The following is a 22,892-nucleotide window of genomic DNA, read 5'->3' as shown; positions in this document are numbered from 1 at the left end:
ATCTCTGCTTGAGCCAGCGTCTGTTGGGCAGACAGGGCGTAAGCGGTTTTGGTTTCCACATCCACCACCCCCACTAACGAGATCTCTAAGCCTTTCTCTACCCGGCTAGCACAACCATTCCAATACCAGTCGATGCCCTCCGTCGCCTTGCCGCTCTTGGGAATAAACGAGCTATCCATCACCAACAGCAACGCCTGTTCTGTCCTAGCTCCAAGGTTGACCAGTTCGACATTGAACGAGGTGAAGTCAAACTCCGCCCCGAAGTGCCGTCGGTACGTCTTCTCATGCAACTCACTATAGCGGCTCAAATTCGTGAAGTTGACCTTGCCGCAGACAATCAGAATCGTTGAAAACAGCGTCACGAAAAAGGTCACTTGCGGTTTGCGAAAACGCCCACTTTGGTCAGTAGGCTCTGTACAATGGCTTCCATAGCTATCTATCCGGTGCGCTTGATTTAGTAGTTGCACCCTATCCGATGGATAGCTTTTCTGTCAAAAATTGTCCGAACTATTGTGTTAATGACAATATTAAAAATCCAGTTCAAGAAGTCGGTCAGATAGATTTTGCAGTTTATAATCTATCTGATAAAGATTTTGATAAAGTTCAGATATCTATTGAATTTAAACAAAAGGGGAAGAGCAAACCTTTGAGAATAATATCTCAAGAAATTCCCACTGAATACAAGGATAGTACTAAATTATCTGCATCACAGTCCCTAGCGAGTAATTCAACTAGGAAATATTTTTACAATATAGATATTCTAAATCGCTCTAGTTTTGAAGAATCATCTAAGCCTAATCATGAGTCCTCGGAATTTACTGCTGCTTTTGGAACTCCAGTAAAGCCCGTATTCAAAGCAACTTACACAATCGTAGGTGAGAGGATATCTAACATTGAGGTCGTTCCAAGTGTAAGACTGAAAGAGGTCAACCTTCGCGAAATTTCATACGATTCTGTCAGAGAGTATGAGATTACTTCTGAAGCAAACTGGTGGAATCTTCTAATGTTGAGATTCCCCATCTTACAGCTCCTTCCTTTTTTGGCACTGTTGTTTTTCTTTTTTTATGCCTACCACTTTATTTTATGTTTGTTCCTAAGAGTTAGAATTTATCGACAAGAAAAGGAACTTGGTAGCCAGTTCACAGAATTCTTTAAGAAATCAAACACCTTGAATCAACTACGTTTAATGTCAGATCCAAAAGACATTGCTCAAGAGTTGACAAAAATTAATAGGCAAATACGAAACCAGGAAATTGATACGGAAATTTTTACAGTTCTAATTGCAGAACTTTCTGAGCCTGAAGCAATAAATAAATTTCAGCAATCTACGGTTTCTGAAATTATTGAGATCTTGCTGAAAATTGATCCTAACCCAATGAAATATCAGCTAAATTTTTGGGAGTGGCTCCGTATGGGGATGCGATTCTACTAGAATGATCCAAAGGAGCAGGAGTTTAATAAACGCACCACAACAATCAGTCATCAAAATTCAGATTTTCACAGAAACAAATTGCTCATGCAGGGCGTACAATTTTACTATTTCTTATGTACGACGATACCTGCCGATTTCTTGCCGAACACTTCTCCTCAGACTTTGCCAGTTGGCTTTTGGGAGAACCTGTCGAAATGACAGAACTCAAGCCCTCTGAACTTTCTCTCGATCCGATTCGCACCGATGCCCTGATTCTGCTGCAGTCAGTTGCTTCTTTTTTACATCTAGAGTTTCAAACCCTGCCTAAAGATAATGTTCCATTCCGAATGCTGGACTACCGTGTGCGTGGGTATCGTAAAGATCCAAGCAAACCGATGCGGCAGGTTGTGATTTACCTGAAGCAAACTGCATCTGAGCGCGTGTATCAAACCAGCTTTGAGATGGAGAACACACGCCACGAGTTCGAGGTGGTGAGAATCTGGGAGCAACCCGCAGCCCTGTTCCTGCAATATTCAGGGCTGATCCCCTTTGCGTCTCTTGGTCAAAGCGCAGACGCAGAGGAAACGTTGCGGCAAGCGGCACAACGGATTAATCAAATTGCAGACTCTGAAGCGCAAGCAAATTTGATAGCAGCATCAGGGATTTTAGCTGGGTTACGATTAGAGGATGAGGTCGTTTATCAAATCCTACGGAGAGACATCATGCAAGAATCTACCGTTTATCGTTCGATTCAGAGAGAGACTCAAGCAGAGAATTCACGAGCGATCGCACTCAATCTTCTGCAAGAAGGTGTACCAATTGAAATTATTGTTCGTAGTACTGGTTTATCGATCCAAGAAGTGCAACAACTTCAGCAACAACTCAACGGTTCCTCACAAGGCGGAAGTTGATCGATGTACGGAGAGTTGATCGTAAGAAACGGCATAACAATCTGCTTGCACCCGACCGTTTAGAGTCTTTTCATTGAGTTCGAGAGGCTATTTGCGGCGGGTGAAGCGAAACGTTATGCACACTTAAAGTCACAGAATGTTCTCGATCGTTTATTTTGGCAGTGCTGCGATCGCATCTAGAAGGGGAATTACGTTACGACTTTGATGTGGTTCGTTTATGGGAGCAACCTGCTTCACTCTTCCTGCAATATCCTGGACTGCTGCCCTTTGCGGCACTGGGACAGAGTGCAGATCCAGCAGAGATGTTGCGCCAAGTGACTCAAGTTGGGGATCAGATTGAAGAACCAACGACGCAAGCTAATCTAATGGCAGCCTCAGCGATTTTGGCTGGGTTAAGATTGGAGGAGGACGTGATTTATCGTTTAGTGCAGAGGGACGTTATGCAAGAATCTGTGATTTACCGTTCAATTCAGAGAGACGAGAAGCAGGCGATCGCACGCAATCTTTTACGAGGAGGCGTGAACATCAATCTCTTTGCGTCTTCAACAGGTTTATCGATCGAGGAAGTTCAACAGCTTCAACAGCAAATGAACGAGTCTGCACAAAGTTAAGCTTTGCCAATCAAACCATTCGTTAATTTGTTGATAACTGAGTGCCGCAGTGAGAGCAGAAGCGATCGCTAACTCTCACAGATTCTCCACACTGAGAACAAAAGCGCTGACCGCTCTGGGGCGTGCCCATCTGCATCTGCATATTGCCCATTTTCATTTCCATCGGCTTCATCGGCTGCATGGGCTGCATGGGCTGCATCGGCTCCATCGGCTTGAATGATGAAGCGATCGCTTCGGTAGGCTGAAGCGACAGCACCTCTGCGCCTGTCATGTCGGGTAAGTGGCTTAACGTGCCGATGCGTTGAGCTTGCAAACTGACAAATGATTGCTTTTGGGCTGACTCGATTTGCAAAATGATTCCGGTGCCCGTGCGAAACACTTTGGGCAAGGTTTGCCATTCTCCCGTTTCAAAGTTGCTCTGCTGACTCTGCTGCTGTCGGGCACTGCCACTCGTCAGCCTGACGATCGTCTGCGTGCCTCGGTTTTCGAGATACAGCCGTTGTCCGGTTCCTAAATCACACTGATAAGCCATAGTCTGATCCTGCATCCTCTCCCTTTTGTTCTATCAATGACTTGGGATGAATGATCGGTCAGCGACTCGATCGCTATATTTCTTCACATGGTTGATCGCGCTGAAGACAAGATTAAGTATTCACGGCTACAGTTTGAAGTCGTGGTCAACTCTATTCATTAAGAAGTTAACGGTCAAACTTTGGGCGCACGGCTGTGAATTTGCATGATTATGAACCCGGAGATTTCTATGATGAACTGTTTATTGAGCAGGGACAGCCTCGCCTAGATGCGATTCCTCTGGTCGATCGGATCAATTCGCTGTCGATGGAAGAGTTGCAGCGACGGCAGCAGTCGGCTCAAATTGCGCTGTTTAAAATGGGTGTCACTTTTAACGTTTATGGCGATACGCAAGGCACCGAGCGCATCTTTCCGTTTGACATCATTCCTCGCATTGTCTCAGCCAACGAATGGGCAAAGCTAGAAAAAGGTTTAAAGCAGCGCATTTATGCCCTCAATCTATTTTTGGCTGACATTTACGACGAGCAAAAAATCATTCGCGATAGTGTAATTCCGGCAGAGCTGATTTATTCGGCAACGGGATTTTTTAAGCAATGTATGGGAGTCAAGCCGCCAGAAGGCATCTGGTGCCATATTACCGGGACGGATTTGGTGCGCGATCGTGCAGGTGAATGGTACGTGCTAGAAGACAATCTGCGCTGCCCGTCAGGAGTCTCTTATGTGCTAGAAAGTCGGCGCGTGATGAAAAGCACTCTGCCGCTCGTCTTTGAGACGATGAATATTCAGCCCGTCGAAGAATACCCCAGCCACTTGCTCGAAACGCTGTTGAATTTGGCTCCTCACCATTTGCCCGACCCTACTGTCGTGCTGCTGACTCCTGGAATCTATAACTCGGCTTATTTTGAGCAGTCGTTTCTTGCCCAGCAAATGGGAGTCGAACTGGTCGAAGGGCGAGATCTGGTGGTGTCAGATGGCTATTTGCAAATGCGAACGACCAAGGGTCTCAAGCGGGTTGATGTGGTCTATCGCCGCATTGATGACGACTTTATCGATCCGTTAGCGTTTCGTGCTGATTCTCTCTTAGGCATTCCTGGGCTGATGGAAGTCTATCGTGCCGGAAGAGTCGGACTGGCTAATGCTCTGGGTACTGGCGTTGCAGACGACAAAGTGATTTATTCTTTTGTCCCGGCGATGATTCGCTACTATTTGGGCGAAGAGCCAATTCTGGCCAATGTGCCCACTTATCTCTGCTGGGAGCCGCAGCAACAGAGCCACGTTTTAGCCAACTTAGATAAGCTGGTGGTCAAATGCGCCAACGAGTCTGGCGGCTATGGAATGTTGATCGGTCCTCACTCAACTCAGGCACAGCGAGACGAATTTGCCGAAAAAATCAAGGCGCAACCCCGCAATTACATTGCTCAACCAACGCTTTCACTGTCTCGCGTGCCTTCGCTGATCGGCGACCAGTTTGAGGGCTGTCACGTCGATTTGCGTCCTTATGTGCTCTACGGTAAAGAGATTTACGTTAATCCGGGTGGGTTGACTCGTGTGGCGCTTAAAAAAGGTTCTCTAGTGGTCAACTCCTCTCAAGGGGGCGGCAGCAAAGATACGTGGGTCATTTGTCAATAAGAAATTCTCTATGCTGAGTCGTGTTGCTGATTCGATTTACTGGCTAAACCGCTACATTGAGCGGGCAGAAAATATTGCTCGATTTATTGATGTCAATTTGAACTTGTTGTTGGATTCTCCGATCGGAGTCACTCAACAATGGGAGCCGCTGGTGCTAACCACCGGAGATTTGCCGCTGTTTAAAGAACGCTATGGCGAGGCGACGGCTGAGAATGTGATCCGATTTCTCACGTTTGACAGCAATTATTCCAATTCGATTTTGTCGTGTTTGAATTCGGCGAGAAACAATGCCCGATCGGTGCGAGAAATCATCTCGTCAGAAATGTGGCAACAGGTAAACGCCTTCTATTTCATGGTCAAAGAAGCCGCTCAAGCAGACTCGCCCGGTCAGTTGCCCGAATTTTTTAGTGAAGTGAAACTCGCGAGTCACTTGTTTGCTGGCATCACTAACGCGACCATGACCCACAATGAAGGATGGCATTTTGGGCAAATTGGCAGACTTTTAGAACGCGCCGACAAAACCAGCCGGATTCTCGACGTGAAATATTTTATTTTGCTGCCATCAGTGAAAGATGTCGGCACCACGCTAGATGACTTGCAGTGGATAGCGTTGTTGAGGTCTGCCAGTGCCTACGAGATGTATCGCAAACAAGGTCTGCATCGCATCACGCCGATGTCGGTCGCCAAGTTTTTAGTCTTAGAGCGAGAATTTCCGCGATCGATGCGGTTTTGCATTCAGCAAGCCGAGCGATCGCTACATGAGATCACGGGCACTCCGATCGGCACTTGGTGTAATCCTGCCGAGCGCACGTTGGGGCGGCTGCGATCGGACTTGGATTATCTGACGATCGATGAGATCGTTCACGTCGGACTGCACGAGTTTCTAGACAGCTTACAGCAGCGGATGAACGAAGTTGGCAAAAATGTTTTCGAGACTTTTTTTGCGTTAGAACCTGCCAATCGATGATTAACTGCGAAGTTTGACGTTGCACAATGAGGAATGAAATCGGCTGTAGGGGTAGCGCCCCCGTGCCTACCCATGACGGAGGGCAACCACGGGGGGATTGCCCCTACCCCAATTATTCCGCTATTCAGCAGTGCCGAATTTTGGATTCTGGTTGTCTGTCAAGATTCAAAATCGCCCAATGTTTTACCAAATCTCACACACCACCACTTACAAATACAGTCAGCCTGTGACGTTGCAGCCGCATCTGGTGCGATTGCGACCCCGATCGAACGGCTGGCAAACCCTCAAATTGTTTTCGCTGCAAGTCACGCCACAGCCGACCGCGCGATCGCAAATCGTGGATCTCGATGGCAACTCGCTGATCAAGCTGTGGTTTGCGCCGCAAAAAACCGAGCAACTGCAAATTCAAGCTCAGTCTCAGGTTGAAACTCACGAATCGAATCCGTTTAACTATTTGATGGAGCCTTGGGCAGCGCGACTGGCGATCGATTATCCCACTTCACTTTTGCTGCAACTTCAGCCTTATCTAACGGGGCAAAACGCCAACTATGCCACCTCGGTTGACCCGATCGCGCTACAACTCGCTCAAGAAATCAGTCACGAAGTTTCAGGCGACACGGTGAACTTTTTAGCAACCCTCAATCAACGCATTTACGAAAGCTGTAAATATCTGGTTCGCGAAACCGGGAAGCCGCTATCACCAGGCATCACCTGGACAGAAAAATTGGGATCTTGTCGAGATCTAACGGTGCTGTTTATCGAAGTGTGTCGCTCGATCGGACTCGCGGCACGGTTTGTCAGTGGCTATCAAGAAGGCGATTTAGATCGAGACGATCGTCATCTTCACGCTTGGGCTGAGGTTTATTTACCGGGCGCGGGGTGGCGAGGCTATGATCCGACGCATGGATTAGCGGTCAGCGATCGTCACGTTGCCCTGGTTGCGAGTGCGGTGTCTGATTATGCGGCTCCTGTCTCCGGCAATTTTAGTCGAGTCGGAGACGTGCAATCCACTATTGACTATCAGATTCAGATTCAAGGACTGTCTTGAGACTGATCCCAATCGATGTTGGGCATCCGTTCAAACGCCTCATTCAGATAGCCCTCCCAAAACTTGCGAATCTGAGCGAGATAAGGCGCACCCCGATCGAGCCGCAATTCATAGCGAATTTTAAAACTATCCGCTTCATACATCACCAGATTAATCGGCGGGCCGACTGAAATATTAGACTTCATGGTTGAATCGATCGACAGCAGCGCACACTTCGCCGCCGCCTCTAATGACGTGTCGAAATTGAGGACACGATCGAGAATCGGCTTGCCATATTTCGCTTCGCCAATCTGCAAAAACGTCGTTTCTTTAGACGCTTGAATGCAGTTGCCCTGACTGTAGAGCATATACAGTTCCGGTTCTTCACCTTGAATCTGTCCGCCCAGCAAAAACGTGCATTTAAAGTCGATGCGATCTTTTTCGAGCCACGATCGATCCCGTTCTTGAATTTGCCGCGTTTTGTCGCCGATGTATTGGGCAACTTCATAGAGACTGGGCAAGGTGTGCAAATTAACCGCTTCCTGAGCTTTAATGTCTCGTTTTAACAGCGTCACAATTGATTGAGTCACCGCCAAATTGCCCGACGTGCAGAGAAGAATGACGCGATCGCCCGGCAGCGAAAAATCAAACAGTTTTTGGTGAGTCGAAACATAATCAACCCCGGCATTTGTGCGCGAGTCGGCAGCCATCACCAAGCCAGCACTAGTTAAAATTCCGAGGCAATAAGTCATAAATAAACTGGGAAACCTACAGCGGTTAGCTATCAAGCAAATCGGGCATTGCAGAATCAAGGTAAAGATAAGCTGCAAGCATTAGCAAACTCCTTGCAAAACCAGCATCAGATTCAGGCTTACGTCATTCCTCAAGACTTAACCGAGCCTGGCTTGTTGAGTGGCGGTAAATGATTACTTCCTTGAAGTTGATGATGAAGACTCGGACAGTCGCTTTTGCAGTTCTGCTTTGTATTCCTGAAGTTGTTTTACATCGGTGGGAGAAGCGTTCTTAATCATTCTATCCACGATTTCAATAGCACTGCTCCAGTCTTTCTTGTCTGTTGCTATTTTTAGGGCAAATCGAAGCTCTTCTTGGTTAGGAATGGATGAGATAGGCGGTAATTCTGTTATTCGCTTTAATGGTTCAACCTGCGGTGTTGGTTTTACTAATTCACTCGGATTTGAATTCGTGTTTCCGTTAGGATTCCGATTATTTCCTGGAGGTAGGTTTTTGGGAGGATTTTTCTGCCCAGATTTGAGCATCCATTGTGGTAGCTGCTCTAAATTCACCTCATTTCCAGCTTTGGGAATCTTAAGTGTCCAGATATTAGCACCTTGTGCAGATAGAGTCATTCTGAACGTACCTGTTGCCCCACTCGTTTTGTCTGTTTTAATTTTGCTTCTCTTGCCATCCAATAGCACTTCGTCTGCACTTGCTCCACCCACTATCAAACCATCTGACATCTTTTCTCCATCAAGTCTGATGAAGCAGCTTCCAGGAGTAGGGTTTTGTGTTTCCATATAAAACCAACCACTCCTTGTATTGAGAGTTCCCAACAGAGTTGCTTTTGCTGGTTTTCCATTCAGTTGATAAGAAATTTCTTCACCTCTGAAAGAGTTGCCATTTTGGGTAATTTGGGCAGATGAACCTCCAGTAATAATGCAAGCGGCTGGAGGTAAAGGATTCGGTTTAGAAATTGGGACAGAATACCCTTGATAGTTATAATCAGGTGTTTTCCACAAACTTAAGAAAATTGCCCCTACTGTACCTATAAGAATTGGGGGAATTAGATGGGATTCTGGGCGCTTCAAACCCAAGAGCAGACCTAAATTATGGCGAGTGACAGCAGCACCATTGCGATCGTCTAACTCTTCCCGTAAAGCAAGTGCCTGAGTCAGGCAAGTATAGGCTATGTCGGTATCACCCAAACAGAGTGCCCGACTGCCCTTTTGATGAAGTGCCCAAGCCTCAGATGCCCGATCCTTTAGGTTTTTTGCAGCCTCTAACTCCCAATTCAAGACCTCTTCCCAGGCACCCCATTGTCCATTCAAGGCAAGCGCCCCCTCTAGTCCGCGACCCATTTGTACAACTTCTTCCCAACGCCCCCCATCAACAGCCGATTCCAAAAGGTTAAAAACTGCATCAGATTCTTTCAGCACAACATCAGGCTGCATTTGATTCTGTTGCATCCAGTCATTGAAATATGTAGTGGCTTTGTCTCGCCAGGGAACTAAGTCCCACTCGGAGCCAAGTGTTTCGCTGTTTTTGAAAACTGCTTTGAGAGGTTCATCTAAACTGTAGCGAGAACCGTCAGATTGAATAAGACCATTTTGGAGCAAGGAGTCTAAGTGATATTTCACCTCAGTAGCTGACAGATCCATTGATGAATTGCCTTTTGGTACAGATGTTGTAGCATCTGATTTAACTTGGGCGACGAGAAGAGTTAAACCTGTTATTCCTAAAACGGCTAAGACTTTCAAAATTCGTCGTGCTGGTTTCGGTAAAGAATTCAGCATTTTTAAGACTGAAGAAGGATCAGAGAATTCTGAGCTTGGTGCATTTGCAATTTCCTCGGCAATCTCTTCCAGTCTTTTGTCATCCTTCCTAGCTTTTCTCACAGCTTCGCGGATTTTTCCAGGATTTCCTTTCAGAAGAATACGCAGTTTTTCAACTGCAAGACGATCCTGATCGCTATCTAAAGGATCTTCTTCGGCAGAGAATTTTCCTGTATTCCATTCTTGTCTTGCTAGTTCCAAAGCTTCATCAGCAGGCATTCCTTCTAAAGGAATGCTTTTGTCACCATCTTTTTCTAAGCAGCGTTTGGGAGAGGCGAGAACAAATTTAGAACCTCTCATATGATCACGTAGAAACAATATGCTCTCTCGTGAAAGTCGAACATCATCCAGTAAAACAAGAGCCTTTTTGCCACCTAATCGGGTTCTGATTTCGGCGTTGGTAAAGTAAGTATGAGATTTGACTCTATAAAAAATGAAAAGAATTGCTTGAAGCAAGTCAGATACAGTTCGATATTTCCCTGCGTCACGAAATACCACCCCATCAGAAAAACTAGTCGTAAGCTCACTGTGATTGGCTAAATGGCGTAGAAGAGTTTCTCTGTCGATTTTAGCTTCTCCATAAAATTCAAGAATTTTTTTGGACTGAAGTTCAGTGATCACTCCCTCAACTTCTTTTCTGCGTCCTACCAAATTGAGGGGAGCTGGCAGGAATCTTTCACGCTCAGTACGAGGGCGATTTCTTAGTCGTTCCTTACTCCAGGCAAGAATTTTAAGTACTTTGCCTCCGTAAGTGATATTGAACTGTATTATAAATTTACCAACAGCTATCTGACCGCTATTGTTGCCCTGATTATTGAGGGTAGTGGAAGACGAAGGAACTTGAGATCGAGGAGATGTTCCTGCTGCTTTAGTAGATTCAGAATTAGCTGATTCAACCTGTCCTTCAGTGTTTGGCTGAGATTCTTGAGTCATAACAACCCTAAGTTTTCTATTCTAGGCAGCAGGATCTCCTCGCATTAGTAACTTTGGATGCACTAGTGAATATCCAAACTTGGGAGGAAACTAATGCTTCACTGGTATCATATCCTAAGCTCTGACGCAAGTAAATTCTTTCATAGTTCATGTGTATTTCTCTAAAGCCAACACTGGCGTTTATTCTGAAAGGTAACTGTTGAGGTTATGTCATGAGTGAGCAAAACCAGTCTGGTAATTCCATCCAAGCTGATATTAAAGGAGATACAAGTGGTCAGATTGCTGTTGGCAGGGGGATAAGTCAAACACAAATCAACTCTACGGCTTCTGTAGACAAGCAATTAACCCAGTCAGATGTCGTCACAGTTCTTGGTGAACTTGATCGAATGATTCGTGACGCTGAGTTACCATCGGATGTTAAAGAGGAATTGACACTTTACCTGGGTGCTGCGAAGAAGGCAGTTGAAAAAGAAGAACCTAAAAAGGTATTAGCCGCAGACAACTTGAAAACTATGGCTGAGACGCTTGAAAACGCTGGCAAGACTGTTGAAGCAGGTAAAAGTCTCTGGGATAAAGTCAAGCCATTTTTGGGGCAAATTTCCGGTTGGTTGGGCGTAGCTAAGGGTTTCTTTTGGTTTTGACCGGGAGAATGTGTTGCTTTATTGCTGACTTGGACAAGCTATCTAGAAGTTGACCCCAGAGAAGTGAACGTTGCTAAATAGCAGAATGATTTGAGTAGGAGTAATCTCCCTGTGGTTTACGGGTAGACACGGGCTGCCCTTGCAGTCCGTTCATCGTTCTGCAACGCCGACTTTTCAAACATTCTTTTAGGGAGGTGCTTAATCAGGCGCAACACGCTTTGTTAGGGCAGATCTGGCTTGTTCTCGATCGTCAAAATGAATTTTTTCAGTGCCCAAAATCTGATAATCTTCGTGTCCTTTGCCTGCAATCAGCACCCCGTCTCCAGGGTTGGCTTGCAAAATTGCGGTGCGAATTGCGGTTGCCCGATCGCTCAACACGATCGGCTGCACAGAGGCAGGAATTCCCGCCACGACATCTTCTAAGATTCTCACTGGGTCTTCAGTTCGAGGGTTATCAGAAGTCACGATCACTCGATCTGCCAGCGTTGCGGCGATGTTGCCCATTAAAGGACGCTTGGTACGATCGCGATCGCCGCCACACCCAAACACACAGATCATTTGCCCTGCAATAAACGGTCTCGCCGCCTTGAGCATATTCTCTAAACTATCGGGAGTATGGGCATAATCTACAATCACGCTGATGTCTTGCCGGGAATTGATGTGAACTTGTTCCATGCGTCCTGGCACCCCTTTAAATTTGGGGAGGGCGTTAACCATCAATTCTAAATCCAGTTCTAAATGCAGCCCGACTGCGATCGCCGCTAGCAGATTTTCTAGATTAAATTGCCCGACCAGTGGCGATCGAAAGGACATATCTCCTTGAGGAGTGTGCAGCATTCCGCTCACGCCATCTGCCCCGTAAGTCAAATCACTCATCCATAAATCGGCTGGCTGCTGCGTGCTGTAGCTCCACACCTGCTGAACAGATTGCTCAATTAATCGCTGTCCGTAGGGATCATCGAGGTTAATTACGGCTCGACCTTTGAGATAGTCGGCGCTAAACAGCAGCGCCTTTGCCGCAAAATAATCGTCCATATCTTTATGGAAGTCGAGATGATCTTGCGTCAGGTTTGTAAACACAGACACCTCAAAGGGGCAGCCCCTCACCCGGCCCTGTGCCAGTGCGTGAGAACTGACTTCCATCACGCCCACTTGACACCCTGCCGCGATCGCCGCCGCAAACTGACGCTGTAAATCGATCGCAAACGGGGTTGTGTGCAGAGCAATCTGCTGAAAGCCTTGCCAACGAGTGTAGAGCGTCCCAAACAGCGCGGCGGGTTGCTGACCTTTCTCTAACAAAAACTCAATTAAATGGGTCGTGGTCGTTTTGCCATTGGTGCCCGTCACTCCCACGAGTTTCAGCTTGCTCGCCGGAAAGTCGTAGAACGCCGCCGCGATCGCCGCACACGCCTGAGTCATATCAGTTGCCGAAATTACCAGCGGGGTCTGAGACTTAAACGCTGGATCGCTGATCGCTTTAGCCGCCGCTTGAGGAGAGACGATCGCCGCGATCGCGCCCGATGCGATCGCGCTTTGCCAAAAGTCTCCCCCATCTACACGAGTTCCAGGCATCCCGATAAACAAGTCTCCAGGCTGACACACGAGCGAGTTGGTCGTCAGTCCTTTAACCTCGGCGCTCAAGGCAGAATGATCGGGCAATGCCTCAATGCCAGGAACCTGTGCCAGTAGATCGATTAACTGCATTTGTTCACTCCTTGCCCCAATAATTTGCGCTTATTTTTATCAAGTTGACGACTCAAACTTCTGTAGCAAGCTTTCTAATTGTTGAACTGTAGCGCGAGGAGAAGGGCGAGGCAAGCGAACAGAATCGGTATAGAGAACTGGAATTTCATATTGATAAGCTTGAAACCAGTCATCGCGGGTCGTGATGTCGCGAATCTCAAGCTCGATCGTCACTGCCCTCACCTCTGCTAGCTTTTCTTGCAAGCCCTCACACAAATGGCATCCAGGTTTGCTATAGAGAACTAATTTCATTATTTGCTTCACCTTCTGATAGAGGAATTGCCGCTCGATCGTCTTTAACGTGTAGTGTCCACCTCACTAAAGTAGGGGAGTTCTACCCCTAATGATTGATCATGCCAGAAGTTACTCCCACGAGCGGACAAATTGAACGATCGCTCTCGCAACGCATTCAAGCAGTTTATAAAGACGAACTAGGAGTGCGCCCTGAGAAAGTAGTCTGTCAGTTTTTTGATCAGAAACTGGCGATCGCTCTCGAAAAAGTCGCGACTCCTTCTGAGCAGCTTTTATTATCAAACGAGCGAGTAGAGTCTGCAAAAGCGCTGCGATCGCATCTAGATATTGCCCTCAAACCTCGCCTGATCGAATTAATCGAAGAAGTTTCGGGTGTTGCCGTCAAAACTCTCCTCAGCGACACTGATCTCACCTACGATGTAGCGGGCATGATTGTCGTTTTAGAAGACGTGCCCCCCGTCCGCAATCTAGAATCGATTCCTAAAGTCAAGAAAGAAAAGATTGCAGAGGTCAATCAGGAAGAATCTACAAGTTAGCCAATCACAACGGTGCGATTTCCGTAGACTAAAACGCGATTTTGCAAGTGCGATCGCACCGCTCTTGCCAACACGACACGCTCTAAATCTTTGCCTTTGCGAATCAGATCATTCACGTCATCTCGATGGCTGACCTGTACTACATCCTGCTCAATAATCGGGCCTTCATCTAAATCTGCCGTCACATAATGAGCCGTTGCGCCAATGATTTTAACGCCTCGCTCATAGGCTCTTTGATAGGGGTTTGCCCCTGCAAATGCGGGTAAAAATGAGTGGTGAATGTTAATGATATTGGGAAATTGAGACACAAATTCCGCACTCAAAACCTGCATATATTTGGCTAACACCACCAGATCAATGTTGTATTGCTGCAAGAGTTTTAGCTGTTTTGCTTCCTGTTGAGGTTTTGTCTCTTTGGTGATCGGGATGTGTCGAAACGCGATGTCAAATTGAGTCGCGATCGCGCTTAAGTTTTCGTGATTGCTAATGATTAACGGAATTTCAGCGTTGAATTCTTTAGCTCGCTGTCGCCAAATTAAATCAAATAAACAATGATCTTGACGGCTCACCCAAACTGCAATCCGAGGCACCGTGTCAGAAAAATGAATTTGCCATTTTGCATTCAGGGGTTGCGCGATCGCGTTAAAGGCAGGCTCAATCACGTCACGGGGAAGATTAAAGCCGTCTAACTGCCACTCAATGCGAACGAGAAACAACCCAGCCAAAAAATCGGTGTGCTGATCGGCGTGAATGATGTTGCCCCCATTTGAGTAAACAAAGTTGGCGATTTTAGCGACTAATCCTTTTTGGTCGGGGCAAGAAAGCAGGAGCGTTGCAGTCGGGCTAGCCAGCATAATTTATGATTCGATGGTCGTAATTATTGTGCCCCCTTCGAGGTTGCATTATTGGTATTTGGGCTACTGGGCGTAGATGACGCTTTAGGGGTTGGGTTGGCTTGTTTCCATTCAGATAGGGGACGATCGATCGCGTTTTGAAAATTGATCGGAACCTGCAACACAGCAAGATCTTGAGAAGAATTTGCGATCGGGTCAGCCAGCGCATATAAAAACTGACGGTTAAAATTCGGTTTGCCCAACAGCAGCCGATGGGTTTGCTGATTGCCGAGCTTTACCTCGATCGTGGCGATTGGGGGATTGAGTCCAAATTCTGCTTGACGGGTGATCGGGGTTAAGAGGGTGCGATCGCTTTTTGCTGTGGCGATCAAATTCAGCAGGAATGCGACAGTTGCCTGATCAGCAGTTGTTTTTTCGGGGGCGATCATTTGCCACGAAGACGTTTTGCCCAGTCCTTTTTGCCCCGCCGGAATCGACATCGGTATCTGCTCAAAACTCAGCGTTTGTTGCGCCGTTTTCACCGTAAATGCCTGAACTTCATCTTCTTTAAACGCAAAAATTGGCTTTGCTTCTGTTTGGGTTGTCTGCGGCTGTGGCTCTTTTCTCAGCTCAGAAAAATAGACATATCCACCCAAAAGCAAGGCACTAAACAGCAAAATTAAAGGAGTTTTTTGAAACTTCATGGAGCCAACGATCGCGATTTAACAGAGTCTGCAAGTAGATCCTAACAGGAGCGCTCGATCGTCCATCATTTAGCGGTCTCGCGATCGCGCTTAACCGACTAACAATTGGCTTGTCTTTTCACGGGTTAGCACCCCCACGATCAACCCTTCTAAGGTCGAATATTCGTCAGAGTTGAGGTTGCCCTGAATATAGTTTGCATAGCAGTGCTTGAGCGCCCATCTGACTGCTTCTAAGTCTGCTCTGGTTTGGGCAGCAAACCGCGCGCTTTCTAACGTCGGATAGGTGTGACGATCGCTCACCGCTAATCGATCGCTTGGCAACCAGCACTGAAACGAGTAGCCCGTTGCTTCTGGCACCAGTTCAACGTGCCAGCCGTGATAGATTTCTTTGCTCATTCGATTAAAACGCTTGACAACTTGATTGACACCCATAAGCAGTGAGCAAAAAAGATGCCTGGGACTAGCTGTCTCTGCAACACCTAGCCCCAGACAGGCGATAACTTCGGTGATTAGCCATTCAGCCCAAAACGAGGGGTTGTCTGAGGCTGAATGGTTTCCCCTTTCCCAGCGACCGAAGCTTTAAATTTGTTGCTCTGACAGTGCCTGATCACAAAGTGTTAGCAAGACAGCCAGACTTCCCAAACTCCTCTAGAAAAAAATGGTAAAGCCCTAATGGGGGAGTTGACGGGGAGAAATCGGGGAGAAATCGGGGAGATCGAGAAACTTTGCCTACTGATTGATTAGCCTGCCTCGGTCTTTTTGAGTCGATAGCCCAATCCGTGAACGGTTTCGATGAAGTCGTCTGGGGCACCAGCGGCTTTAAGCTTTTGGCGCAGGCTTTTAATGTGTGACTTGACCGTCTCCTCGGTTGGCGGGTCTTGCAGCGTCCAGATACGCTCAATGATCCCGGCGCGGCTTAACACTCGCCGCCCATTTGCGACCAAAAGTTCTAGCAGCGCATATTCTTTCGGCGTAAGCTGAATCAACTCAGTCTTGTAAGTGACTTCGTAAGTGCTGGAATCGAGGCGCAAACTGCCCCAGACAAACCCAGTTACGGTGGCACTGCTGCCTCGACGCAAGAGCGCCCGAATTCTTGCCATTAGCTCTTGCAGGTCAAAGGGTTTGACCATATAGTCGTCTGCGCCTGCATCTAACCCGATAATTTTGTCGGCGATCGTGTCACGAGCGGTCAGCATCATCACTGGAGCCGTGAAGTTACGATTTCGCAGGCGCTGACAGAAGCTTACCCCATCGAGTTTAGGCAGGGTCAGGTCTAGCACGATCAGATCATAGTGAAGCGAGTTAAACCAATCCCAGGCGACTTCTCCGTCTTGCACTACGTCTACGGCATACTGGCGATCGGTCAGTGCCTCAGCAAGCACTTCGGCTAGTTGAACATCATCTTCAACCACTAAAATTCGCATGAAGCAGTCTCAATAATTTTCAACTCGACTGCAAAATTCTAACTCTCCTGAAACACGTCTGTTGAAAACATCTCTGTCAACGCCTGCAAATAGGGGATCAAAACCGTCATGTCTGTCGGTGATAATTGCCCGTATAGCTCCCAGCCCATCACCTGCAACATCTCCTGCACCATCTGCCACTTTACCTTCAATCGAGGATAGAGCATCACACAAAGCGGGAACAACTGACGCTGCACCGATGACACATTTCCCTCTAGGGTACACAGACAGAGGTAAACCTGAAACATTTCAACATCGCGAATGCTGGAAGTTCTCACCTCTGAGGAGTTGAGGCTGCCGCTGTAGGTTTGATAGCCCGGATTTAGACGATGAATTTGATCACAGACGCGATGGGCAACCCGGCTGCTGACTGGCAACAAATTCTGCACGGCAATCAACTCAGGAGAATCAGGATCGTGGGCTGCGGCAGCTTGGTACGCATCTTGCAACGGCATGTACATGTGATCGTCCATGACTTTGAGATAGGGCGAAAATAGCCCCTGCTCGGCTGGAGAAAGCTGATCTAAGAGAATTTTGCCCGTGTGATGAAACTGCATGCTGACAAAGCCGATCGCACGCGGATCTGGGTCTGTATATTTTTGGCGCAACCGCCCGCAGTCATCGCCAATCACTACCGAGAGACGCTGGGCTGTAAGCTCGTCGCCATAGGCTAACAGCGCTTTCTCAAACAACTGATGAGAATCTGCGGCAATTTGCCAGGGGTCAAGCAAACTTGAATCAATTCCATGACGCAAAACTTCTGCCGCTAGGAGATCTTCGGTCATCGACCAGGCTTGGGCGCTCGCTAGATTCAGTCTTTGCATCAGCTTCTCAGTGGTGTATTGTCGCCCTTCTGAGGAAGCGTAATTTGCGAGGCGATCGATCTTTTTGATCTGCGCTTCGTCATAGTCTGAAGTCACTGAGACAATATATTTTCGGGCCCAAGTCGCAGCCAAAGTGTGCAGATTTGATTTTGGTTTGTCCGTCGGAGGGCGATCATCAGAGGGGGTTTCGGAGGGGTGAGAAGTCGATGCAGTCTGAGGCGGGGTAGATGCTGATCGAGTCATTGTTTAGCCCAAACTTATCAAAAAGATCAAATATAGACATGTGACTGAACGTACAGCACAAACTGTCGGCGTTCAAGAGGCTTCTGGAACTCATTGCGACAAGTCAGCAGCCGGGGACAATCTAGACTTCAGATTACTCACGATCGCTGATATGTATAAATGCTGAAAAAGGTTCAATTAAAGCTTCAATTGATGAGGCTAAATATACCGTAATGTCAGGTTGAACACAACCAATCTATGAAGTTAAAAATCTTTCGTCACGGAATACTTATTATTTCTTAAAATACAAAGACTTCATAATTTTAAACACAGAATTCTGCATCTAACCTTAGAAAATAAAGGAATGGCTTTTTTGAAATGGTCGTCTGAAGGAAAGTGGTTAGCAACAGGATTTTTGCTATTGATTCTGCTGATGGGAAGCGGAAGTTTTGTATCTTATCAGAATGCGACTGAGCTAATCGAGAGCAGCAGAAAATCGCAACAGACCTATGAAGTGATCAAAACGTTGGGTAATGTCTTCTCGACCATGACGGTTGCTGAGTCAGGGCGACGAGGATATATCTACTACGGCGATCGTAAAGAGCTGACCCGCTATCAAGTCGCGATCGACCAGTTTGAACCTGAGTTGACAGAACTAAGATTGCTGTTATCAAATCACCCCAATCAGGCACCGCGCCTTGTCAAGTTAGAGGCTTTAATTAAGCAGAGATTAGCGCTCTTAGCGCAGTCGATTGATTTGCGTCAAAAAGATCGAGCCACGATTATTCAGCAGACTAAAATTACCGATCGGAGTGTTCAACTTCGAGAGCAAATTCAGGCTGTAATAGCTGAGATGCAATCTGAGGAACAACAGGAGTTAAAGCAATCGATTATTCAATCTCAGACAAGCATTTATGGAAGAAGACTGATCGAGATTTGGTTGAACCTTTTAGGATTCTCGATCTTATTTTTGGGCTTTTTTGCCTTCTACTCACAGTTAATTAAACGCCAAAATGCAGAAACAATTCAACATAAGTTAGCTCAACAACAAGAACTGAGTGAGCTTAAACTCCGCTTTTTCTCGATGGTTTCTCACGAGTTTAGGACTCCGTTGAGCGTGATTTTAGGATCAGCGCAATTGCTGTTAGAAAGTCATCAGCCGTGGACAGCAGACCGAACCGAGAAAAATCTGCGGCGAATTCAATCTTCTGCAAAGTTAATGATTCAACTGCTAACAGATATTTTGACGTTGACTAGAGCAGAAGCAGGAAAGCTAGAGTGCAACCTAGAACTAGTCGATTTAGAAGCATTTTGTTTAAATTTGATTGAAGATTTTGAGTGTTATAGCTTGGCAACTCATTCATTTCAACTGGTTAGCCAGTGTGGATATAGCCACGCTCAGTTAGATGAAAAACTACTCTATTCGACCCTCAGCAACTTATTATCAAATGCAGTGAAATATTCGCCCAAAGGAGAAACGATTCGGTTAATTTTAAGCTGCGATCGAGACACGATCGTGTTTCAAGTTCACGATCAGGGCATTGGCATCTCATCAACCGATCAAGAGAGTTTGTTTGAGCCGTTTTATCGAGGACAAAAAGCCACCACGATCGCCGGAACCGGGCTTGGTTTAGCAGTGGTGAAAAAGTGTGTCGATCTTCAGAATGGCAAGATTTTAGTCGATAGCCAGGAAGGAGTCGGCACCACATTTACGGTCAAAATTCCGCATCTTGATGACGGCAATCTGTGAGGTCATCGCAGCGATCGCCGTGCATTTGCGCTCACCCAATCGACCAGAAATGTCAGCATCAGAAAGCCTCCGAGCGTAACAATTAACGCTTGATAATCAAAGCTACTTAACTGCTCAGTTAGCGATCGTCCGAGTCCCCCAGCACCGACCAGCCCGACGATTACGGTCTCTCGCATACAGACCTCCCATCGGTAGAGCGAATAGGCTAAAAATCTGGGCATCGTCAGCGGCAACACGCCGTAAAGAAAGATCAGTGAGTTTGGCGCTCCCTGTGCCTTGAGCGCTGCGAGGGGGCGCTGATCTTGGTTTTCGATCACCTCTGCCATCAAGCGTCCCAAAATGCCTAAATTGTGTAGACCGAGGGCGATCGCGCCGGGCAAAATTCCTGGAAACATCACAAACAGCACGACTAACGCCCAAATCGGTGCCGGAATCGCGCGGCAGATCAGCAAGACGGCTCGTGACAATAGAAACATGATTTGCGGTAAGCTGCCATTGCCTTGCTGATTAAGCAGACCGCCCGGAAGAAAGAAATTATTTGCCGCTGGAAATGCGAGTAGCAACCCTCCAAACGCAGAGAACGCGATCGCCAGCACTGACATCGAAACCGTCTCGATCGCTTGGGGAATTAGCTGCGGCACTCCACTAAAGTCAGGTGGCAAGGCGGATCGAACAAATTGCCCAAATAACTGCTGAGTGCGAGGTGCCCAGAATTTGCTGAAATCAGGATTGATATACCAAAAACAAAGCGTTAGCAGAAACAGCGCGATCGGAATCAGAATAAAATAATTTTGAGCAGCTTTTTGAGGCGTTTTGCTTTTGTTTTGCTGGAGGTTCAAATCGATACGGCTAGAGCATCCCAATCGCCGCCGCAACCAGGCACTACTCAGATCAACCAATCCGTTAAGAATAAACAGCGCGTAGAAAAATGTCCAGAGTTGCTCATAGCGCAGCGATTGCAAGCTGAGAAAGATTTCATATCCCAATCCACCCGCGCCGATGATGCCTAACACGGCTGCCGATCGAATCGAACATTCAAATCGATAGAACACATAAGATAATAGATTGAGAAATGCTTGCGGTAATAGACTGTAAAAAAATGCAGTCAGGGGAGAAACGCCGCTATTCAGCAAGATTAATAAGGGTGTCCGGGGCGTTTCATCTAAAATTTCAGAAAAAACTTTCGCGGTGATTGCACCAAAAGGAATCGCGATCGCTACGATCGCCGTCAGTGGATCAAGTCCCCAAATGTTGACAAAAAACAGTCCCCAGATCAGTTCATGAATGGCACGAGGAACTGCGATCGCGGCTCGAATCAACAACCAGCAACGCGAAGGTTGACCAAATGATAACCACCAAACCTCAGAGGCTAAAACGCCGCCGATCATTCCTAAAATAACGCTAAAGAATGTTCCGCATACCGCATAAGCTAATGTGGTGACAGTCGCACTGAATGTCGTTTGTAGCAACTCAGTGCTTAAATCTGGATGAACGCTAGCGACTATAAATCGCCACAAGAGCGGTACACCATTTAGATTGAATAAATCTTGTCTAAAAAGTCCGGCTTGCAGAAGCGAGAGGACGATCGCGGCGAGTCCAATCAAGCCCCATTTGAGAGCGGGAGTGATGACAGTCATCAGTGAGATTCCAATCGATATAAGTCTGCAATTAAATCAGGTGAGACTTGGTGAGGAGCCGCATCGAAGAGAATTTGCCCTTGGCGTAACCCAATCATGCGATCGCAGTGACTCCGCGCAAAATCGACATCATGCAGACTAACGACTAGCGTGCGATCGGCTTGTTCAGCGAGATTTTGTAACAGATCCATAATTTCTCGGCTGAGTTCGGGATCGAGGCTGGCGATCGGTTCGTCTGCCAAAATCACGAGCGGATTTTGAACGAGAACTCTGGCGATCGCGACTCGTTGCTGTTGTCCGCCTGAGAGTCGATCGGTGCGCTCATAGAGCTTTTCGGCGATGCCAACTTGACTCAGAGCCTTAACCGCCGTTTCAACTTCTAGCGGCACCATCAGAGATGCCAATGCTTTAAAGAATGACCATCGCCCCAAATGTCCGGCGTTGACGTTGTGAATGACTCGCAGATTATCGACTAAATTCAACTGTTGATAAATCGTGCCAATTTGCTGCTGAATTTGACGCAGACGCTTTGAGTTGAGTTGGCTCAAATTTCGTCCCATTGCCCAGACTTCGCCGCGCGTCGATCGCACACTACCATTCAGCAATCGCAACAGCGTACTCTTTCCAGCCCCGCTTGACCCCACCAGCGCCACCCGTTCACCGGGATAAATTTGTAGACTAATATTCCTCAGCGCAGAGAACTGACCGAACTGCTGAGAAACCTGTTTGAGTTCAAAAACGGGGACTGAAAACGCCATTATTTGATTTTGCCGATCGCGCGTCCGACTTGCTCGATCGTCGCATAGTTCTCGTTTTTAGTTGGCACAAACTTAGCTGCTCCAAACAATTCCAAAATCTCTTTTTGGTCGGGCACATTCGGATCAAGTTTCATCAACGTGGCTTGAACTCTTTGCGGAAAGTCGGCTCCAAATCGCTCCTTCACACTCGGATTCATCACCCAGTGATAATCAAAAAAAGCGGGCGATCGCCAAATTACCTCAACCTGATTGAGATCGATTTTGCCTTCTTTAAGGCGCTTTTGCCAAACTTGCTCGTTCACGACACCTGCATCGTAAGTGCCTGCGGTGACTAGCTCGATCGTCGCATCGTGATTTTTAGAAAAGCCTGCCTGTCCTTTAAAATCGCCTTCCAATTTCACGCCTGCTTGCTGAAGAAAATATTGCGGCATTAACCGCCCAGAAGTCGAAGACTCGCTGCCAAAGGTGAAACTGTGTCCTTTAAGCGTGGTGAGATCTTTAAGATTTTGAATCGGCTGAATGCCACTTTTTTTATTAGCGATAAACAGACTATGAAACTGAGAATCGATATCCCGTTGAGCGATCGCCTCAGCACCCGGCACCTGCAAACGCGCCTGCACACCCGTCAAGCCGCCAAACCACACCATATCCAAGTCACCAACCTTGAATGCAGTCACCGCCGCCGTATAGTCAGTCACAGGCTTATAAGCAACGGGCACCTTTAACTCAGCTTCTAGATATTTTGAGAGCTTGCTGTAGAGCCGCTGTAGCTTTTCGGGATCTTGGTCAGGAATCGCCCCTGTGGTAAAGGTTTTTTGTGTAACTGGTTTCGCCGCATCAGGTGAAGTTGTAGATGAACAAGCTCCCAGCGACAGTAAAGACAAGAACAAGAACCCGGAAAACAGAATTTTTTTCATGGAACATTAGAAATGGATCAAA

At 47.0% G+C, this 22,892-nt stretch carries 23 protein-coding genes and 1 pseudogene; 10 read left to right on the top strand and 14 right to left on the bottom strand.

What is annotated here, in order from left to right:
* Positions 1-374: pseudogene (locus tag C7B65_RS20595) on the bottom strand (IS4 family transposase); the annotation flags it as partial.
* A gap of 101 nt (positions 375-475) precedes the next feature.
* Here C7B65_RS20595 and C7B65_RS20590 point away from each other — a divergent pair.
* The 3 genes from C7B65_RS20590 to C7B65_RS20580 all read left to right on the top strand — a co-directional run bounded on the left by C7B65_RS20590 (position 476) and on the right by C7B65_RS20580 (position 2,933).
* The gene (locus C7B65_RS20590; protein ID WP_073074525.1) at positions 476-1,432 is read left to right on the top strand and encodes a hypothetical protein; all 957 of its coding nucleotides are present in this window, start codon (positions 476-478) and stop codon (positions 1,430-1,432) included.
* 113 nt (positions 1,433-1,545) lie between these two features.
* The gene (locus tag C7B65_RS20585; protein WP_073074526.1) at positions 1,546-2,322 is read left to right on the top strand and encodes an Rpn family recombination-promoting nuclease/putative transposase; all 777 of its coding nucleotides are present in this window, start codon (positions 1,546-1,548) and stop codon (positions 2,320-2,322) included.
* A gap of 161 nt (positions 2,323-2,483) precedes the next feature.
* Positions 2,484-2,933: an RpnC/YadD family protein gene (locus C7B65_RS20580; RefSeq protein ID WP_143162102.1), complete on the top strand. Its 450-nt coding sequence runs from the start codon at positions 2,484-2,486 to the stop codon at positions 2,931-2,933.
* Between the two features lie 22 nt (positions 2,934-2,955).
* Here the strand turns inward: C7B65_RS20580 and C7B65_RS20575 are convergent, their stop codons facing one another.
* Positions 2,956-3,480: a zinc ribbon domain-containing protein gene (locus C7B65_RS20575; protein ID WP_223257468.1), complete on the bottom strand. Its 525-nt coding sequence runs from the start codon at positions 3,478-3,480 to the stop codon at positions 2,956-2,958.
* 179 nt (positions 3,481-3,659) lie between these two features.
* Between C7B65_RS20575 and C7B65_RS20570 the strand changes: the two genes are divergently transcribed.
* The 3 genes from C7B65_RS20570 to C7B65_RS20560 all read left to right on the top strand — a co-directional run bounded on the left by C7B65_RS20570 (position 3,660) and on the right by C7B65_RS20560 (position 7,108).
* The gene (locus tag C7B65_RS20570; RefSeq protein ID WP_073074527.1) at positions 3,660-5,093 is read left to right on the top strand and encodes a circularly permuted type 2 ATP-grasp protein; all 1,434 of its coding nucleotides are present in this window, start codon (positions 3,660-3,662) and stop codon (positions 5,091-5,093) included.
* Between the two features lie 10 nt (positions 5,094-5,103).
* A complete protein-coding gene (locus C7B65_RS20565) occupies positions 5,104-6,060 on the top strand; it encodes an alpha-E domain-containing protein (RefSeq protein WP_073074528.1) in 957 nt (318 codons plus the stop codon).
* A gap of 178 nt (positions 6,061-6,238) precedes the next feature.
* Positions 6,239-7,108 (top strand): transglutaminase family protein, encoded by an 870-nt coding sequence (locus tag C7B65_RS20560; RefSeq protein WP_073074529.1) that lies wholly within the window; start codon positions 6,239-6,241, stop codon positions 7,106-7,108.
* Here C7B65_RS20560 and C7B65_RS20555 read toward each other — a convergent pair.
* On the bottom strand, positions 7,093-7,839 hold the full coding sequence (locus C7B65_RS20555; protein ID WP_073074530.1) for a proteasome-type protease: 747 nt from the start codon (positions 7,837-7,839) through the stop codon (positions 7,093-7,095). The genes C7B65_RS20560 and C7B65_RS20555 overlap by 16 nt on opposite strands.
* Positions 7,840-7,887: 48 nt before the next feature.
* Between C7B65_RS20555 and C7B65_RS29365 the strand changes: the two genes are divergently transcribed.
* Entirely contained in the window at positions 7,888-8,013 is a 126-nt protein-coding gene (locus tag C7B65_RS29365) for a hypothetical protein (protein ID WP_262983565.1), read from the top strand.
* Here C7B65_RS29365 and C7B65_RS20550 read toward each other — a convergent pair whose 3' ends face one another.
* On the bottom strand, positions 8,014-10,590 hold the full coding sequence (locus C7B65_RS20550; RefSeq protein ID WP_073074531.1) for an ATP-binding protein: 2,577 nt from the start codon (positions 10,588-10,590) through the stop codon (positions 8,014-8,016).
* A 212-nt stretch (positions 10,591-10,802) separates the two neighbouring features.
* Here C7B65_RS20550 and C7B65_RS20545 point away from each other — a divergent pair, with 212 nt between their 5' ends.
* Complete coding sequence (locus C7B65_RS20545) at positions 10,803-11,231, top strand: hypothetical protein (protein ID WP_073074532.1); 429 nt, start codon at positions 10,803-10,805, stop codon at positions 11,229-11,231.
* Between the two features lie 198 nt (positions 11,232-11,429).
* Here C7B65_RS20545 and C7B65_RS20540 read toward each other — a convergent pair whose 3' ends face one another.
* Together C7B65_RS20540 and C7B65_RS20535 are read right to left on the bottom strand one after the other, a co-directional pair.
* Positions 11,430-12,935, bottom strand: a complete 1,506-nt coding sequence (locus tag C7B65_RS20540; RefSeq protein WP_073074533.1) for a UDP-N-acetylmuramoyl-L-alanyl-D-glutamate--2,6-diaminopimelate ligase — start codon at positions 12,933-12,935, stop codon at positions 11,430-11,432.
* 39 nt (positions 12,936-12,974) lie between these two features.
* Positions 12,975-13,226 carry a glutaredoxin family protein gene (locus C7B65_RS20535; protein WP_073074534.1) on the bottom strand — a complete coding sequence of 84 codons (252 nt, stop codon included), beginning with the start codon at positions 13,224-13,226 and terminating at the stop codon, positions 12,975-12,977.
* Positions 13,227-13,327: 101 nt separating this feature from the next.
* Between C7B65_RS20535 and C7B65_RS20530 the strand changes: the two genes are divergently transcribed.
* Positions 13,328-13,762 (top strand): Na-translocating system protein MpsC family protein, encoded by a 435-nt coding sequence (locus C7B65_RS20530; protein ID WP_073074535.1) that lies wholly within the window; start codon positions 13,328-13,330, stop codon positions 13,760-13,762.
* Here C7B65_RS20530 and purU read toward each other — a convergent pair.
* The 5 genes from purU to C7B65_RS20505 form a co-directional block, all read right to left on the bottom strand.
* The gene (gene purU, locus C7B65_RS20525) at positions 13,759-14,616 is read right to left on the bottom strand and encodes a formyltetrahydrofolate deformylase (protein ID WP_280523192.1); all 858 of its coding nucleotides are present in this window, start codon (positions 14,614-14,616) and stop codon (positions 13,759-13,761) included. The two genes, C7B65_RS20530 and purU, sit on opposite strands and share 4 nt — an antisense overlap.
* A 23-nt stretch (positions 14,617-14,639) precedes the next feature.
* Positions 14,640-15,299, bottom strand: coding sequence for a DUF4340 domain-containing protein (locus tag C7B65_RS20520; protein WP_073074536.1), 660 nt, complete (start codon positions 15,297-15,299; stop codon positions 14,640-14,642).
* A gap of 90 nt (positions 15,300-15,389) precedes the next feature.
* Positions 15,390-15,695 (bottom strand): hypothetical protein, encoded by a 306-nt coding sequence (locus C7B65_RS20515; RefSeq protein ID WP_143162103.1) that lies wholly within the window; start codon positions 15,693-15,695, stop codon positions 15,390-15,392.
* Between the two features lie 344 nt (positions 15,696-16,039).
* On the bottom strand, positions 16,040-16,723 hold the full coding sequence (locus C7B65_RS20510) for a response regulator transcription factor (protein WP_073074538.1): 684 nt from the start codon (positions 16,721-16,723) through the stop codon (positions 16,040-16,042).
* Positions 16,724-16,761: 38 nt separating this feature from the next.
* Entirely contained in the window at positions 16,762-17,829 is a 1,068-nt protein-coding gene (locus tag C7B65_RS20505; RefSeq protein WP_223257469.1) for a hypothetical protein, read from the bottom strand.
* Positions 17,830-18,172: 343 nt separating this feature from the next.
* Between C7B65_RS20505 and C7B65_RS20500 the strand changes: the two genes are divergently transcribed.
* Complete coding sequence (locus C7B65_RS20500; protein ID WP_219898674.1) at positions 18,173-19,558, top strand: sensor histidine kinase; 1,386 nt, start codon at positions 18,173-18,175, stop codon at positions 19,556-19,558.
* Positions 19,559-19,560: 2 nt separating this feature from the next.
* Here C7B65_RS20500 and C7B65_RS20495 read toward each other — a convergent pair whose 3' ends face one another.
* The 3 genes from C7B65_RS20495 to C7B65_RS20485 are packed head-to-tail and all read right to left on the bottom strand — an operon-like array spanning position 19,561 to position 22,870.
* A complete protein-coding gene (locus C7B65_RS20495) occupies positions 19,561-21,195 on the bottom strand; it encodes a PhnE/PtxC family ABC transporter permease (RefSeq protein ID WP_073074539.1) in 1,635 nt (544 codons plus the stop codon).
* On the bottom strand, positions 21,195-21,953 hold the full coding sequence (phnC, locus tag C7B65_RS20490) for a phosphonate ABC transporter ATP-binding protein (protein WP_073074540.1): 759 nt from the start codon (positions 21,951-21,953) through the stop codon (positions 21,195-21,197). Before phnC ends, C7B65_RS20495 begins: the two co-directional genes overlap by 1 nt.
* The gene (locus tag C7B65_RS20485) at positions 21,953-22,870 is read right to left on the bottom strand and encodes a putative selenate ABC transporter substrate-binding protein (RefSeq protein ID WP_073074541.1); all 918 of its coding nucleotides are present in this window, start codon (positions 22,868-22,870) and stop codon (positions 21,953-21,955) included. The genes phnC and C7B65_RS20485 overlap by 1 nt, the downstream gene beginning before the upstream one ends.
* Positions 22,871-22,892: the final 22 nt, after the last annotated feature.

The organism is Phormidesmis priestleyi ULC007 (assembly GCF_003003695.1).
Taxonomy (GTDB): Bacteria; Cyanobacteriota; Cyanobacteriia; order Leptolyngbyales; family Leptolyngbyaceae; genus Phormidesmis_A; species Phormidesmis_A priestleyi_A.
The sequence above is the reverse complement of the archived record's forward strand: the minus strand, read 5'-3'. Positions and strand labels throughout refer to the sequence as shown.

Coding starts and splice junctions, on each gene's coding strand:
- C7B65_RS20485 (WP_073074541.1), bottom strand. CDS start 22,870: ATGAAAAAAATTCTGTTTTCCGGGTTCTTGTTCTTGTCTTTACTGTCG.
- C7B65_RS20550 (WP_073074531.1), bottom strand. CDS start 10,590: ATGACTCAAGAATCTCAGCCAAACACTGAAGGACAGGTTGAATCAGCT.
- C7B65_RS20495 (WP_073074539.1), bottom strand. CDS start 21,195: ATGACTGTCATCACTCCCGCTCTCAAATGGGGCTTGATTGGACTCGCC.
- C7B65_RS20510 (WP_073074538.1), bottom strand. CDS start 16,723: ATGCGAATTTTAGTGGTTGAAGATGATGTTCAACTAGCCGAAGTGCTT.
- C7B65_RS20540 (WP_073074533.1), bottom strand. CDS start 12,935: ATGCAGTTAATCGATCTACTGGCACAGGTTCCTGGCATTGAGGCATTG.
- C7B65_RS20555 (WP_073074530.1), bottom strand. CDS start 7,839: ATGACTTATTGCCTCGGAATTTTAACTAGTGCTGGCTTGGTGATGGCT.
- C7B65_RS20590 (WP_073074525.1), top strand. CDS start 476: ATGGATAGCTTTTCTGTCAAAAATTGTCCGAACTATTGTGTTAATGAC.
- C7B65_RS20565 (WP_073074528.1), top strand. CDS start 5,104: ATGCTGAGTCGTGTTGCTGATTCGATTTACTGGCTAAACCGCTACATT.
- C7B65_RS20515 (WP_143162103.1), bottom strand. CDS start 15,695: ATGAGCAAAGAAATCTATCACGGCTGGCACGTTGAACTGGTGCCAGAA.
- C7B65_RS20535 (WP_073074534.1), bottom strand. CDS start 13,226: ATGAAATTAGTTCTCTATAGCAAACCTGGATGCCATTTGTGTGAGGGC.
- C7B65_RS20560 (WP_073074529.1), top strand. CDS start 6,239: ATGTTTTACCAAATCTCACACACCACCACTTACAAATACAGTCAGCCT.
- C7B65_RS20500 (WP_219898674.1), top strand. CDS start 18,173: ATGGCTTTTTTGAAATGGTCGTCTGAAGGAAAGTGGTTAGCAACAGGA.
- purU (WP_280523192.1), bottom strand. CDS start 14,616: ATGCTGGCTAGCCCGACTGCAACGCTCCTGCTTTCTTGCCCCGACCAA.
- C7B65_RS20545 (WP_073074532.1), top strand. CDS start 10,803: ATGAGTGAGCAAAACCAGTCTGGTAATTCCATCCAAGCTGATATTAAA.
- C7B65_RS20505 (WP_223257469.1), bottom strand. CDS start 17,829: ATGACTCGATCAGCATCTACCCCGCCTCAGACTGCATCGACTTCTCAC.
- C7B65_RS20575 (WP_223257468.1), bottom strand. CDS start 3,480: ATGCAGGATCAGACTATGGCTTATCAGTGTGATTTAGGAACCGGACAA.
- C7B65_RS20520 (WP_073074536.1), bottom strand. CDS start 15,299: ATGAAGTTTCAAAAAACTCCTTTAATTTTGCTGTTTAGTGCCTTGCTT.
- C7B65_RS20585 (WP_073074526.1), top strand. CDS start 1,546: ATGTACGACGATACCTGCCGATTTCTTGCCGAACACTTCTCCTCAGAC.
- C7B65_RS20530 (WP_073074535.1), top strand. CDS start 13,328: ATGCCAGAAGTTACTCCCACGAGCGGACAAATTGAACGATCGCTCTCG.
- phnC (WP_073074540.1), bottom strand. CDS start 21,953: ATGGCGTTTTCAGTCCCCGTTTTTGAACTCAAACAGGTTTCTCAGCAG.